Origin of the sequence: Nocardia wallacei (assembly GCF_029869545.1) — a bacterium.
Taxonomy (GTDB): domain Bacteria; phylum Actinomycetota; class Actinomycetes; order Mycobacteriales; family Mycobacteriaceae; genus Nocardia; species Nocardia wallacei_A.
On the sequence record NZ_JARWQD010000096.1, the window covers coordinates 32,247 to 44,618 of the forward strand.

General features: G+C 70.2%; 13 protein-coding genes. 9 read left to right on the top strand and 4 right to left on the bottom strand.

Annotated elements, in window-relative coordinates:
• Window positions 1-74: 74 nt before the first annotated feature.
• On the bottom strand, window positions 75-1,043 hold the full coding sequence (locus QH290_RS06420; RefSeq protein WP_280382241.1) for a poly(ethylene terephthalate) hydrolase family protein: 969 nt from the start codon (window positions 1,041-1,043) through the stop codon (window positions 75-77).
• Window positions 1,044-1,125: 82 nt separating this feature from the next.
• On the opposite strand from QH290_RS06420, the gene QH290_RS06425 reads away from it, so the two are divergent.
• The 4 genes from QH290_RS06425 (at window position 1,126) to QH290_RS06440 (ending at window position 5,314) form a co-directional block, all read left to right on the top strand.
• Window positions 1,126-1,533, top strand: coding sequence for a PPOX class F420-dependent oxidoreductase (locus QH290_RS06425; RefSeq protein WP_280382243.1), 408 nt, complete (start codon window positions 1,126-1,128; stop codon window positions 1,531-1,533).
• Between the two features lie 72 nt (window positions 1,534-1,605).
• Window positions 1,606-2,871: a uroporphyrinogen-III C-methyltransferase gene (cobA, locus tag QH290_RS06430; protein ID WP_280382244.1), complete on the top strand. Its 1,266-nt coding sequence runs from the start codon at window positions 1,606-1,608 to the stop codon at window positions 2,869-2,871.
• Between the two features lie 198 nt (window positions 2,872-3,069).
• The gene (locus tag QH290_RS06435; RefSeq protein ID WP_280266316.1) at window positions 3,070-4,530 is read left to right on the top strand and encodes an MFS transporter; all 1,461 of its coding nucleotides are present in this window, start codon (window positions 3,070-3,072) and stop codon (window positions 4,528-4,530) included.
• Between the two features lie 211 nt (window positions 4,531-4,741).
• On the top strand, window positions 4,742-5,314 hold the full coding sequence (locus QH290_RS06440) for a Uma2 family endonuclease (RefSeq protein ID WP_280382245.1): 573 nt from the start codon (window positions 4,742-4,744) through the stop codon (window positions 5,312-5,314).
• A 24-nt stretch (window positions 5,315-5,338) separates the two neighbouring features.
• Here QH290_RS06440 and QH290_RS06445 read toward each other — a convergent pair whose 3' ends face one another.
• Entirely contained in the window at window positions 5,339-6,355 is a 1,017-nt protein-coding gene (locus tag QH290_RS06445) for an SMP-30/gluconolactonase/LRE family protein (RefSeq protein ID WP_280266318.1), read from the bottom strand.
• Between the two features lie 117 nt (window positions 6,356-6,472).
• On the opposite strand from QH290_RS06445, the gene QH290_RS06450 reads away from it, so the two are divergent.
• The 3 genes from QH290_RS06450 (at window position 6,473) to QH290_RS06460 (ending at window position 9,175) form a co-directional block, all read left to right on the top strand.
• The gene (locus QH290_RS06450) at window positions 6,473-7,255 is read left to right on the top strand and encodes an acyl-CoA thioesterase domain-containing protein (protein WP_280266319.1); all 783 of its coding nucleotides are present in this window, start codon (window positions 6,473-6,475) and stop codon (window positions 7,253-7,255) included.
• Between the two features lie 73 nt (window positions 7,256-7,328).
• On the top strand, window positions 7,329-8,726 hold the full coding sequence (locus QH290_RS06455; protein WP_280266320.1) for a purine-cytosine permease family protein: 1,398 nt from the start codon (window positions 7,329-7,331) through the stop codon (window positions 8,724-8,726).
• Window positions 8,723-9,175 carry a nucleoside deaminase gene (locus QH290_RS06460; protein ID WP_280382246.1) on the top strand — a complete coding sequence of 151 codons (453 nt, stop codon included), beginning with the start codon at window positions 8,723-8,725 and terminating at the stop codon, window positions 9,173-9,175. Before QH290_RS06455 ends, QH290_RS06460 begins: the two co-directional genes overlap by 4 nt.
• Before the next feature lie 22 nt (window positions 9,176-9,197).
• Here the strand turns inward: QH290_RS06460 and QH290_RS06465 are convergent, their stop codons facing one another.
• Window positions 9,198-9,581, bottom strand: a complete 384-nt coding sequence (locus QH290_RS06465; RefSeq protein ID WP_280266335.1) for an ankyrin repeat domain-containing protein — start codon at window positions 9,579-9,581, stop codon at window positions 9,198-9,200.
• Between the two features lie 90 nt (window positions 9,582-9,671).
• Here QH290_RS06465 and QH290_RS06470 point away from each other — a divergent pair, with 90 nt between their 5' ends.
• Window positions 9,672-10,751, top strand: a complete 1,080-nt coding sequence (locus QH290_RS06470) for an NAD(P)H-dependent amine dehydrogenase family protein (protein WP_280266322.1) — start codon at window positions 9,672-9,674, stop codon at window positions 10,749-10,751.
• The gene (locus QH290_RS06475; RefSeq protein ID WP_280382247.1) at window positions 10,748-11,245 is read left to right on the top strand and encodes a carboxymuconolactone decarboxylase family protein; all 498 of its coding nucleotides are present in this window, start codon (window positions 10,748-10,750) and stop codon (window positions 11,243-11,245) included. Before QH290_RS06470 ends, QH290_RS06475 begins: the two co-directional genes overlap by 4 nt.
• 81 nt (window positions 11,246-11,326) lie before the next feature.
• Here the strand turns inward: QH290_RS06475 and QH290_RS06480 are convergent.
• The coding region (locus QH290_RS06480; protein ID WP_280382248.1) for a DUF2252 domain-containing protein at window positions 11,327-12,372 on the bottom strand (1,046 nt) is incomplete at its 5' end.

Sequence of the window (12,372 nt, forward strand, 5' to 3'; positions counted from 1 at the left end):
GCACCGGGTGGGGCGTCGGCCTGCCGACCCGGGGCACTGCGCCGCGGGATCCATGGGGTCGGCCGTTGGCCCGTCTACCGGGATGCGGAACCGATCTGGTTGGCCCAGTTCGGATTCGGTGCGTAGAACTCGCCCGATCCGGGGGTGAAGGCCGCCTGTGCGGCCTCGCTGTTCTGGAGGTGTGCCATGAGCCAGGCCGTGGGGTAACCGAGGTAGCCGTACACGCCCGTGGTGCAGGGGACCGAGGCGCGGGCGCAGTCCGGCTGGCCCTGCGGGTCATTGTGATTCGCGCGGACCAGCGTGCCCCACGCCTTGGTCACCGCGGCGGGCACGGCGTCGTAGTAGGCCCGATTCGATTGCAGCCCTTGCGGTTGCCACGGCGGTTGATTCGACGGGGAGATCAACGCATCGTCGGCGCCGTTGACGAACAGCACCGAGCCGGACGTCAGCTTCCGGACGTCGGCGCAGCTGATGAGATTTCCGCTGCAGAACGATTCCGCCGGAATCTCCATCGGCACAGCGGTTTTGATCATTCCGCCCGAGCCTGCCATCGCGTTGATCGCCCCGGAGGCGCCCTGGGAATGCCCCACCGCACCGACCGCGTCGGGATCGAGCCGGTCGTGGAAGACGCTGGACGGTTCGCGCGACGCATCGATCAAATACCGTGCCGCCCCGGCGATGTCGGCACCCGATCCGGTGGTGCGATTCTCGGCCGCGATCACCACGAAGCCCCACGACGCCAGGTGTTCCAGCAGGTAGGCGTATTGGCGGGGGACCGCGTTGGTGCCGTCGCCCCAGGTGATGATCGGATGGCGGACGCCGCGGGCGCCCAGGTCCGTCGGATACCAGATGTCGTAGGCGGCGCCCGTGGAGTCGCAGCAGCCGAATCCGGCCTGCGCGGTCACCTCCCACGGGCCGCGCTGCGAGAACGCCGCCTCGATCGCGCCGGTGGGGCGAAAGGGTGTGTCGGCCTGCGCGGTCGCCGCCCCGGCCAGCAGGAATACGGTCAGCACCGTCAGGATCCGGAAGACGACTCGTCGCATATCCGGAGCATAGGAGCACACCGGCGGGTTTCGGGTGGCGCCGGGCGGAATACCCGCGGCGCGTACCGGGTTCGCACGTGATGTGACAGCCGAACTTTCCGATGACCTGAAGAAGTACCTGGACAACGCCAAGGTCTTCGCCACGATGGCCACCATCGGCCGCGACGGCCAGCCGCATCTGACCGTCAACTGGATCGAGCGCGACGGCGACGATCTGCTGTACTCCACCACCGTGGCGCGCCAGCAATACAAGAATCTCGTGCGCGACCCGCGGATCTCCGTGATGATCAATCCGCCGGACACGCCCTACGCCTACGCCCAGATCCGCGGTACCGTCACCCTCACCCCCGACCCGGACCGGGAACTGCCCGACCGCCTGGCCCAGAAATACACCGGCAAGCGCTACGCCGACTTCAACCCGGCCTCGATCAACGACGCCGACCGAGTCATCGTCCGCATCACCCCCACCAAGGTCCTCGGGCACCTGTAAGTCCGGTGAGGTCCATATCGGTTGTGCGGGTGCGTGCCGGGGCCGTCGGCGCAGGCCGTAGGCTCGAACCTTGTGCCGAACACGCCAACCGACCCGCATGTGGGGGACCCGAACTATCTCGTCGGGCTCGATCTCGCCGGCCGCCGCGTCGTCGTGGTGGGCGGCGGGACCGTCGCCCAGCGCCGGCTCGGCCTGTTGATCGCCTCGGGTGCCGACGTGCACGTGATCAGCCGCGCGGTCACCCCGGCGGTGGAGGGCATGGCGAGTTCCGGCCAGCTCACGCTGGAGCTGCGCGACTACGCCGACGGTGACCTCGACGGCGCCTGGTACGCCATCGCCTGCACCGACGAGCCGGACACCAACGCCGCCGTGGTCGACGAGGCCACCCGGCGCCGCATCTTCTGCGTGCGCGCGGACACCGCCCGGCTCGGCACCGCCGTCACCCCGGCCACGGCCCGCTACGACGGCATGACGCTCGGGGTGCTCGCGGGCGGCGAGCATCGGCGGTCGGCGGCGGTGCGCACCGCGCTGCTGGAGGCGCTGCAGTCCGGGGTGGTGACCGACGACTCCGCGCCGGTGGCGCCCGGGGTGGCGCTGGTCGGCGGCGGGCCCGGCGATCCGGACCTGATCACCGTGCGCGGGCGCCGACTGCTCGCCCGTGCCGATCTCGTCGTCGCCGACCGGCTGGCACCGCCGGAACTGCTCGCCGAACTGGGGCCCGATGTCGAGGTCGTCGACGCCGCGAAGATCCCGTACGGTCGCGCGATGGCCCAGGACGCCATCAACGCCACGCTCATCGAGGGCGTCAAGGCGGGCAAGTTCGTGGTGCGGCTCAAGGGCGGGGACCCATATGTATTCGGGCGCGGCTACGAGGAATTGGAGGCCTGCGCGGCGGCCGGTGTGCCGGTGACCGTGGTCCCCGGTGTCACCAGCGCGATCTCGGTGCCCGCGCTGGCCGGTATTCCGGTCACGCACCGAGGCGTCACGCACGAATTCGTGGTGGTGAGCGGGCATGTCGCCCCCGATCATCCGGATTCGCTGGTCGATTGGCCCGCCCTGGCCCGCCTGCGCGGCACGCTGGTCCTGCTCATGGCGGTGGAGCGGATCGAACAGTTCGCCGCCGCGCTCATCGACGGCGGCCGCCCCGCCGACACCCCCGTCACCGTCGTGCAGGAGGGCAGCCTGCGCACCCAGCGGGTGCTGCGCGCCGACCTCGCCACCGCCGCCGAACGCGTCCGCGCCGAGGCCATCCGCCCCCCGGCCATCATCGTCATCGGCCCGACGGCCGCCTTCACCCCCGGCGCCCCCGACCGAGCCGAACCCGCGGCCTCCCACTGACCCGGCACCGAGCATGCGCACCAGGCTCCCCAGCCGCACCCCCTCCATGCTCACGCACCCCCTGCAGGGCCTCGAAACCGGTGCGGGAACGGGCAAGAGGTGCGGGAAGTGCCGGGTGGCGCGGCTGGAACGCGTTCGGGGCGGGGTGCGGGGCATCCGTTACAGTGGCTCACTGTGCTCGATAACCCCGCTGCGACGATGCGTTATCCCGTGACGAAGCGGGCCTTCGGGTTGCCGATCCTGGTGCTCAGCGGGTTGAACCTGATGGTCATCCTGGACGGCACCATCGTGATCCTGGCACTGCCGCGGCTGCAGGAGCAGATGGGACTGTCGAGTTCGGGCAGCGCGTGGACGGTGACCGCCTACGGCCTGACCTTCGCGGGCCTGATGCTGCTCGGCGGCCGGCTGGGTGACCTGTTCGGGCGCAAGCGCGTCCTGATCATCGGCGTCGTGGTGTTCACGCTGGCCTCGCTGGCCTGCGGGCTGGCCCAGGACGAGGCGATGCTCATCGCCGCCCGCGCCGTGCAGGGCATCGGCGGGGCGATCGCCGCCCCCTCGGCCATGGCGCTGGTGGCGAGTACGTACGCACCCGGCCCGGTGCGCAATCAGGCCATCGCCATCTTCGGATCGATGCAGGCCATCGGCTCGGTCGGCGGGCTGGTGATCGGCGGCGCGCTGACCCAATTGGATTGGCGCCTGGTGTTTTTGATCAACGTGCCCATCGGCCTGCTGATCGTGCTCGGCGCCGTGTGGGTGCTGCGGGATACGACCCACCACCGGCTGGCGCTCGATGTGCCGGGGTCGATCCTGGGCACCGCGGCGTGCGTCGCGGTCGTGTTCGGGGCGACCGAGGGACCCGCGATGGGCTGGTCCGACCCGGTGATCATCGGCTCGCTGATCGCGGGCCTGCTGCTGCTGGTGGGCTTCGTCTACGTCGAGCGCACGGCCGAGAATCCCGTCCTTCCGCTGTCGCTGTTCCGCGACCGCGACCGATCCGCGACCTTCCTGGCGGTGCTGTTCGGGTCGGGCGTGCTGGCCGGGATGACCTACTTCGTCGCGCAGTTCCTGCAGAACGTCATCGGCTACAGCCCGCTGATGGCCGGGCTGGCCTCGATCCCGTTCACCCTCGGCGCCGGGGCGGGCACGGCCGTGGCGTCCAAGGCCGCCATGGTCGTCAGACCTCGCTGGCTGCTGAGCATTTCGGCGGTCATCCTGGCCGCGGCGGGGCTCTACGGGTCGACCCTCGACGGCAGCATCAGCTATGCGACCACGCTGCTGCCGCTGCTGCTGGCCGCGGGATTCGGCGTCGGTGTCGTGATCGTGGTGGGGCCGCTGTGCCTGCTGGTGGGCGTCCCCGCCACGGACGTCGGCCCGCTCTCGGCGATCGGCCAGATGATCTTCAACCTCGGCACGCCGCTCGCGATCGGCATTCTCAGCCCGATCGCCGCCTCGCGCACCCTGTCCCTGGGCGGTCACACGGGCCGCACCACCGACATGACCGCCAGCGATATCGCCGCGCTCAACAGCGGCTACACGCTGGTGCTGTTCCTCTGCGGCATCGGCGCGGCCCTGGTCGGCCTGATCGCACTCACCCTGCGCTACACCCCGCAGCAGCTCGCCCAGGCCCAACACGCCCAGGAAGAAGCCCAGCAGTCCTGAATACGGTTGCGCGAGCGCATCCTTCCGCACCACGCCCGTGCATGCGCTGCCCCGCTCCGGCTGCATGTTCCCGCACCGGTCGCATGTTCCCGCACTCCCTGTAAGGGCTGGTAGGGGGTGCGGGGACGGGGTAGGGGTGCGGGGGTATTGCTCGTGCTGCGTCGGGGCGTGGTGCGGGTTACGCTGGCCCGCAACGGGTTAGGAGGGGGCCATGACCGCGGAGCCGACAGAGTGTCTCCGCCCCCGCCGGGGGTGGACATATGAGCAGGTCAAAGAGCTCGAGCTGCCGTTCGACTGGGAGCTGGTGGATGGTGAGATCGCCGTGCGCGGCGGCGTCGGCACCTGGCACCATGCCGTGCGGGACACGCTGCTGACCCCGCTGGGGGAGGCCCGGCGCGCACCGTACGCGGTGCTGGCCCAGCAGTGCGTGCTCGTGGACGAATTCAACCCCGCGCTACCGGATGTGGTGGTCGTCGACCAGACCAGGGTCGATCTCTACTCCGCCGAGTATCTTCCGGTCGAGTCGGCGACGCTCGTGGTCGAGATCGTGGACAGCCACGTCGACGACTGGTTCCGCAAGCCGGAACTGTATGCGGCGGCGGGCATCTCCTACTTCTGGCGCGTGGAACGCGGCACCGACGACCGCCCGATCCTGTACGAATACTGGCTCGACCAGGAGTGCGGCGCCTACATTCCCGCGCCGGAAGCGGTGCATACGGGCACTTTCGCCGCCGCGGTCCCGTACCCGGTGGAGATCGATCTGTCGTCGGCGCCGGGTGGGTAGCCGTGTGGTATTCCCTTGGGGTGCCTAGTCTTTCGCAGGGATGTGCGTGACGGCGATGGCCGATTCGACGAGGCTGCCCAGATACAGCGTGCCCGCGCGCTCGGCGACCCCGGTGACCAGCGCGTAGTCACCGCCCTCGCGCTGCAGATCGTGCACGAGCGCACCGGTGAAGTCGAAGGCCTGCACCCAGGCGGTGCGCGCGGGTTTCGGCTGTAGCGCTGCCGGAATCGCCCAGACGATCCGGCGCAGTACGCCGGGCATCGGAAGTAGCCTGTCCAGCAAGGGATTTCGCGGCGTGACCAGCGTGACCCAGGCCAGCCCGTCGCTGCCCAGGCCCATATTGTCGGGGAAGCCGGGCAGGTTCTCCACCAGGTAGTCGGAGGTGCCTGCCTGCGGGCCGGTCAGCCGGTAGCGGGCCACCCGGTAGGCGGCCGTCTCGGCCACCAGCACGCACGAGCGGTCCGGCGCCAGCACCACGCCGTTGGCGAATTGCAGTCCGTCCAGCAGGGTTTCGACCCGGCCGTCCGGATGCCGCCGGAACAACCGGCCGGTGCCGGAGTGCTCGAAGAAGTCGCCCATGTAGTTGTCGAGCGAGTACCGGCGGGTCGAGGCGGAGAAGTAGATCGTGCCGTCGGAATCGGCAACCACGTTGCTGGCGAACGTGAGTCGCTGCCCGTCCACCTCCGCGACCAGCACCTCCGGAGTCCCGTGCGGCTTGTCCAGCCGCAGCAGTCCGCGCTCGGAATCGCAGATGAGCAGCGAGCCGTCGGGTTCGGCGTGCAACCCGAGCGGCCGCCCGCCGGTGTGGGCGATCTGTTCTACCGCACCGTCTTTCGGATCGACCGCGAGGATCGACCCGTCGGTGACGCCGGTGAGGATCCGGCCGTCGGGCGCGACTACCACATCCTCGGGACCCGCCGCCGGGAGCACCAGCAGCCGCAGGTCGGGCATCGGCGGGGTACTGCACTTCTGGCGGGCCCGGGGAGTCGCGATCGGCGGCATCCACCGCTGCGCCCGAAACGATTGCGCCGGAGAACTCATAGCCGAACCGTACCGCTACCGGCCGCACGTTTCGTCCGTTTTCCGCGTTGCGGGTGCGGCGGCCGATGATCGGTACCGCGGTGCGGTCGCTGATCATCGATACGACACTATGGGCGTATGACAGACATGCCTTCCCTGTTCAAGGTCGACGACGACGGCCGGTACCTGCCGCAGAAGTGGGCGTACGGCCGCTGGGGAGCGGACATGCTCAGCGGCCCGGCGATCTGCGCCGCCGCCGCGCGCTCGCTCGAACGCGAGCACGGCCGGGCCGACTTCATCCCGGCGCGGTTCACCATCGACCTGTTCAAGGCGGCGAAGGGGCAACCGCTCGAGGTGCGCACCGAGGTGGTGCGGTCGGGACGGCGCATCCACATCGCCGCGGCCCGGGTGTGCCAGGGCGACACCGAGGTCGCGCAGGCCCGCCTGGTCCAGCTGCGGGCGGCCGAGGCGCCGCCCGGCGAGGAATGGCACTCCGAGCATCCGTTCGATCCCCCGGCCGACGCGGGCCTCGACTGGTGGTTCCGCAGTGACCACGAGTGGTCGACCAGCATGGGCGACCATCAGAACGCGGGGCGGAAGAGTCTGTGGGCGGTGCCGCTGGGCGCGGTCGACGGCGAGGAGCGCAGCCCGTTCGTCCAGGCGGTCATCGCCGCCGAATCCACCAGCCTGGTCACCAACTGGGGATCGCGGGGCATCGGGTACATCAACGCCGACCTGACCGTCGCCCTCGACCGCGTACCGGTCGGCGATCGTGTCGGCCTGCGCGCCGAGAGCCACCTGACCTCCAACGGGGTGTCCGTCGGTACGGCGACCCTGTTCGATTCGCGCGGTCCGATCGGCACCGGGATGGTCACCGCCGTCGGCAACGCCGCCGCGCAGATCGACTTCTCCAGGGATTGACGAGTCACACAATGTGTCGCCGCCGGTAACCGGGCTTGATATTGCGGCAACATCGCATGTCCACAATCGTGCGATGGATGTGAGTACGGCCGCGACACCGGCCCCGGCCTACGGGGATCGCGTCATGGCGGTGGAACCCGGCGGCAGCGAGCGCATTGCGGAGGCCGATCGGCACGGCACGCCGCGGCGGCTGTTCTGGACCTGGATGTCGCCGAATCTCGAGTTCGCCACGATCTTCGTCGGCGTCCTCGCGACCACGGCATTCGGGATGTCCTTCGCGCAGGCGGCCGCGGCCCTGGCGCTCGGCACCGGACTCGCCGCGATCGCGCACTATGCGCTGTCGGCGCGGGGCCCGCTGTACGGTGTGCCGCAGATGGTGCTGGGGCGCTTGGGTTTCGGCTATCGCGGCAATGCGCTCCCCGCCGGATTCATGGCGATCATGTGCGGGGTGGGCTGGTTCGCCACCAACAGCGTCAGCGGCGCCTTCGCGCTCAACACCCTGACCGGCCTGCCGAAGGTGCCCGCGCTGCTGGCGATCGTGGTGGTGCAGACCGGGTTCGCGTTCTTCGGCCACAACCTGGTGCAGGCCTTCGAACGGATCGTATTCCCGCTGCTGGCAGTGGTTTTCGTGATCGTGACGATCGTGATCTTCGCCAAGGCGGATCTCGGCGCGCCCGCCTCGGCCGGGGGAGTCGGTGGGACGGGTGGCTTCCTGCTCACGGTCGGGACCGCGTTCGGCTACGCGGCGGGCTGGAATCCCTACGCCGCGGACTACTCCCGCTATCTGCCGTCGTCGGTGTCCCGGCGCGCGACCGGCGGGTTCGCCTCGGCCGGATTGTTCGTCTCCTGCCTCTGGCTGACCCTGGTGGGCGCGGCCTCCGCCACCATCGTGGGTGCCGCCGCCGGTAGCCCGACGGATCGTTTCACCGCGAATCTGCCTGGCGCACTGGCCGATGCGACGCTGCTCGCCATAGCGCTCGGAGCGATCGCGGCGAATGCGCTCAACGTCTACTCCGGTGCCCTGGCCTTCGTGACCATCGGCCTGCGGCTGCCCGTGCGTATCCAGCGGGCCGTGGTCTCGGCGGCGTTCGGCGGGGTCGGCTTCCTGGTCGCCTGGTGGGCGCTGCGTGATGCGGCGGCCGGGTACGAGGCGTTCCTGCTGATCGTCGCCTACTGGATCGGGCCGTGGCTGGGTGTGGTGTTCGCCGACGAATTCCTGCGCCGCGGCACCCGGTTCGAGCACCTGCTCTACGACCGGAGCTACACCAATCACGGCGGTGTCGCGGCGTTCGGGATCGGCCTCGTGGTGTCGGTGCTGTTGTTCTCCAACCAGCACAAGTTCGTCGGCCTGATCCCGCGTGCGGTGCCCGAACTCGGCGATATCACCTTCTTCGCCGGATTCGTGCTGTCGGCCGCGACATACCTGGCGGTCAACGGTTCCCGGCTGCGCGTGCGGGAGGTGGCAGCATGACCGCCATGATCACTGCCGAGCAACTGCTGGAGACCGCCTACGAGGAGGCGCGGCTCGGGCTGGCGCAGGGCGGCATCCCGATCGGCGCGGCGCTGTTCGACTCGAACGGAAACCTGTTGGGGCGCGGGCACAATCGCCGCGTGCAGGACGACGATCCGAGCCTGCACGCCGAGACCGATGCCTTCCGCAACGCCGGTCGCCGCCGCGGTTACCGCGACACCATCATGGTCACCACGCTGTCGCCGTGCTGGTACTGCAGCGGCCTGGTGCGCCAGTTCGGCATCGGCGCGGTGATCGTGGGGGAGGCCCGCACCTTCCACGGCGGCCACGACTGGCTCGCCGACAACGGCGTCGACGTCACCGTCCTCGACGATCAGCGCTGCGTGGGCATGATGACCCGGTTCATCACCGAGCAGCCGCAGCTGTGGTACGAGGACATCGGCGACTGACGGCTCGACGTCCCGACGGGCATTAGGCAGATCCCCCGAACAGCTCCAGGAGTTCGGTCTTGCCGAACATGGTGGCCGAGTCGCGGGCGGACGGCGTGCCCGCGTCCGGGTCGGCCCCGGCGTCCAGCAGGGCCCGCAGGATCTCGTCCTCGCCCTTGAACACCGCACCGGCGGCGGGGGTCTGGCCCTTGTCGTTGGCGCGGTTGGGGTCGGCGCCGCGGTCGAGCAGCGTCGTCACCGACTCCAGATGGCCGTGGTAGGCGGCCAGCATCAGCAGCGTGTCGCCGCGGTCGTTGGTGAGGTTCACCGGCACCCCGGCCTCCAGATACGCGGCCAGCGCCGCCGCATCGCCGGTCCTGGCCAGGTCGAACACCTTGGTCGCCAGCTCGATCAGCTCCGGATCCATGCCTTCGGTCACCAGGCCACTCTATCCGCGCGGCAGGGAAGTTCGCTGAAAACATCCGACGCCCAACCAAGCAGTTGCTAGGCTCGCCCGATGATCCCCACGATCGTCTGGGGCACCGGGAACGTCGGCCGCGCGGCCATTCGTGCCGTGGCCGCCCATCCGGCGCTGGAACTGTCCGGAGTCATCGTCCACAGCCCCGCCAAGGTCGGCCGCGACGCGGGTGAGCTCGCGGGCCTCGACCACGCCCTGGACGTCGCGGCCACCGACGACGTCGAGGCCGTGCTGGCGGCCGGGCCGCGCGCGGTCGTCTACGCGGCCTCCGGCGACATCCGGCCCGACGACGCGCTCGCCGATATCGTCCGGGCGATCGGCGCGGGCGCGGTCGTCGTGACCCCCGCGCTGTACGCGTTCTACGACCACCGCAGCGCCCCAACGGAATTGCGCGAGCGGGTGCTGTCGGCGATCGCCGCGGGCGGTGGCTCGCTGTTCGTCTCCGGCGTCGACCCGGGCTGGGGCAACGATGTGCTGCCGCTGCTGGTCGCGGGGCTGGGCAGCGAGGTGGAGGAGATCCGCTGCCAGGAGATCTTCGACTACACCACCTACGACCAGCCCGACTCGGTGCGCTACCTGGTCGGCATGGGCCAGCCGATGGATTACCGGCCGCCGATGCTGGCGCCGGGTGTGCCGACCATGGTGTGGGGCGGGCAGATTCGGCTGCTGGCCCGGGCGCTGGGGGCCGAACTCGACGAGATCCGCGAGACCCTGGACCGGCGGGCGCTCGACGACACCGTCGTCACCGAGCGGATGGGCGCCTTCGACGCCGGGACCCAGGGCGCGGTGCGGTTCGAGGTGCAGGGCATCGTCGGCGGCGAGCCGCGCCTGGTCATCGAGCACGTGACCCGCATCCACCCGGCCTGCGCGCCGGACTGGCCGACGCCGCCGACCGGCGACGGGGCGCATCGGGTGATCGTCGAGGGCCGTCCGCGCATCGAGGTCACCGTCGAGGCCGGTGACGAGGACGGCAACCGGTCCGCGGGCGGCAATGCCACCGCGGTCGGCCGCCTGGTCGGGGCCATCGACTGGCTTGTGGCCGCCGAACCCGGACTCTACGACGCGCTCGACATCCCCGTGCGTCCCGCGACCGGCATTCTCGAAAGGAAACGACCATGATCATCGATGTGCCCGAGGGCCGCGACCCGATCGAATACGTCTGGGGCGAGATGGTGCCCGGAATCGGCGTCGCCGCATCGCAATTCGCGCTCGCCGTGTACTCCGACAGCACGCTGGGGCTGCGCGAGTTCGAGGCCGCCCGGCTGCGCATCGCCCAGATCAACGGGTGCCTGTTCTGCCAGGACTGGCGCACCGAACGCGACGGCGCCAAGGTCGAGGCGGAATTCGCCGACGCCGTCGCCGACTGGCGCGGCACGGATCGGTTCGACGAGCGCACCCGGCTCGCCGCCGAGTACGCCGAACGCTACGCGCTCGACCACCACAACCTCGACGACGAGTTCTGGTCCCGCATGCTCACCCACTACACCCAGCGCGAGGCCGTCGAACTGACCATGTGCCTGGGCTCCTGGCTCGGCTTCGGCCGCCTCAACCGAGTCTTCGGCCTGGACACGGTGTGTGTGCTGCCGAGCCATATGGGGGGCAGACAGTCGTAGTGATCCCGGCCAAAAGCGTGCCGGGATTGTGTGGGGTTGGTGCCGGGATTGTGTGGGAGTTCGTGCCGGATGGTGCGGAAATCAGTACGGCTCGGCGGCGGCTCGTACCCGCCCGGAATCGATGGCATCCTGTAGTGCCTGCTTGTCGGAGAGCGTCTGGTTGGTGTAGGCCGCCGCGAAATCGGCCATGGCGCAGTCGAATACGTCGCTCGTGCCCAGGTAGGCGGCGATGGCGACGCGGTCGCCGGAGCGGGCGTGGGCGCGCGCGAGCACGGCGCCGCACAGGGCGGAGTAGGCCGCCAGCTCCGCGGCGGACATGGCGGCGATATCGGCCGAGCCCTTCATATCCCGCAGCTGGCGCACATAGAACCAGTTGTCGGCGGGGCCGGTGCACCACCCGAGGAAGATATCGCTGGCCGACTGCATGAGCCGCTGCCCGACCACCACCCGGTGCCCCTGGTGCCGGTAGGCGCTCGCGGGCAGATGGGCGGCGAGCACCGCGCATTCGGCCTGCTTCACCTGCAGGAACAGGGGACCGGCGGTTTCCCGGTCCTGAAGCAGGACGACGAAGCAGCGGGTCCCGACGCTGCCGACGCCGACCACCTTCAGGGCGAAGTCGACGATCTCGTAGCGGTCGATCAGGACGCGGCGCTCGTCGGGCAGGCTGCGCCGGTAGTCGGCGAAGACCGTCTCGATCAGCCGCCGGTCCACCAGTTCGATCGGCACCAGCAGCGGAGGCTGGTTCTTGATCCGCGGTACGCCGTGCCGGTCCGGTTCGGTCAGTTTGTTCAGCGCCTGCAGGCTGGTGCGGCGGCGGGCGCTGTCGGTCGCCTTCTCGATCTTCTTGCGCCGCTTCGGTTCATCGATCAGCCGCAGCACCTCGTCGGCGGCGGCGACCTGGTACCACACCGTCAGGCTGTCCAGGGCGGCCAGGTGGTGCATGGTCTCGCGGTAGGCCGCGGCCGCGGCCCGGCCGGCGTCGGCCGTCAGCTGAACGGAGAAGACGCCCGCGAGAGCGGGGGCCCCCTGGAACCACACCGTCTGGCTGTCCTGGGCGGCCTGGTGGTGCTTGGTCTCGCGTTCGGCCGCGGCCGCGGCCCGGACGGCGTCGCCGGTCTGCTGATCGG

Excerpts from the sequence above, each read along its gene's own strand:
- QH290_RS06455 (WP_280266320.1), top strand. The coding sequence starts at position 7,329 with ATGGATGTGAGTACGGCCGCGACACCGGCCCCGGCCTACGGGGATCGC.
- QH290_RS06465 (WP_280266335.1), bottom strand. The coding sequence starts at position 9,581 with ATGGATCCGGAGCTGATCGAGCTGGCGACCAAGGTGTTCGACCTGGCC.
- QH290_RS06440 (WP_280382245.1), top strand. The coding sequence starts at position 4,742 with ATGACCGCGGAGCCGACAGAGTGTCTCCGCCCCCGCCGGGGGTGGACA.
- QH290_RS06435 (WP_280266316.1), top strand. The coding sequence starts at position 3,070 with ATGCGTTATCCCGTGACGAAGCGGGCCTTCGGGTTGCCGATCCTGGTG.
- QH290_RS06475 (WP_280382247.1), top strand. The coding sequence starts at position 10,748 with ATGATCATCGATGTGCCCGAGGGCCGCGACCCGATCGAATACGTCTGG.
- QH290_RS06420 (WP_280382241.1), bottom strand. The coding sequence starts at position 1,043 with ATGCGACGAGTCGTCTTCCGGATCCTGACGGTGCTGACCGTATTCCTG.
- QH290_RS06470 (WP_280266322.1), top strand. The coding sequence starts at position 9,672 with ATGATCCCCACGATCGTCTGGGGCACCGGGAACGTCGGCCGCGCGGCC.
- QH290_RS06460 (WP_280382246.1), top strand. The coding sequence starts at position 8,723 with ATGACCGCCATGATCACTGCCGAGCAACTGCTGGAGACCGCCTACGAG.
- QH290_RS06450 (WP_280266319.1), top strand. The coding sequence starts at position 6,473 with ATGACAGACATGCCTTCCCTGTTCAAGGTCGACGACGACGGCCGGTAC.
- QH290_RS06445 (WP_280266318.1), bottom strand. The coding sequence starts at position 6,355 with ATGAGTTCTCCGGCGCAATCGTTTCGGGCGCAGCGGTGGATGCCGCCG.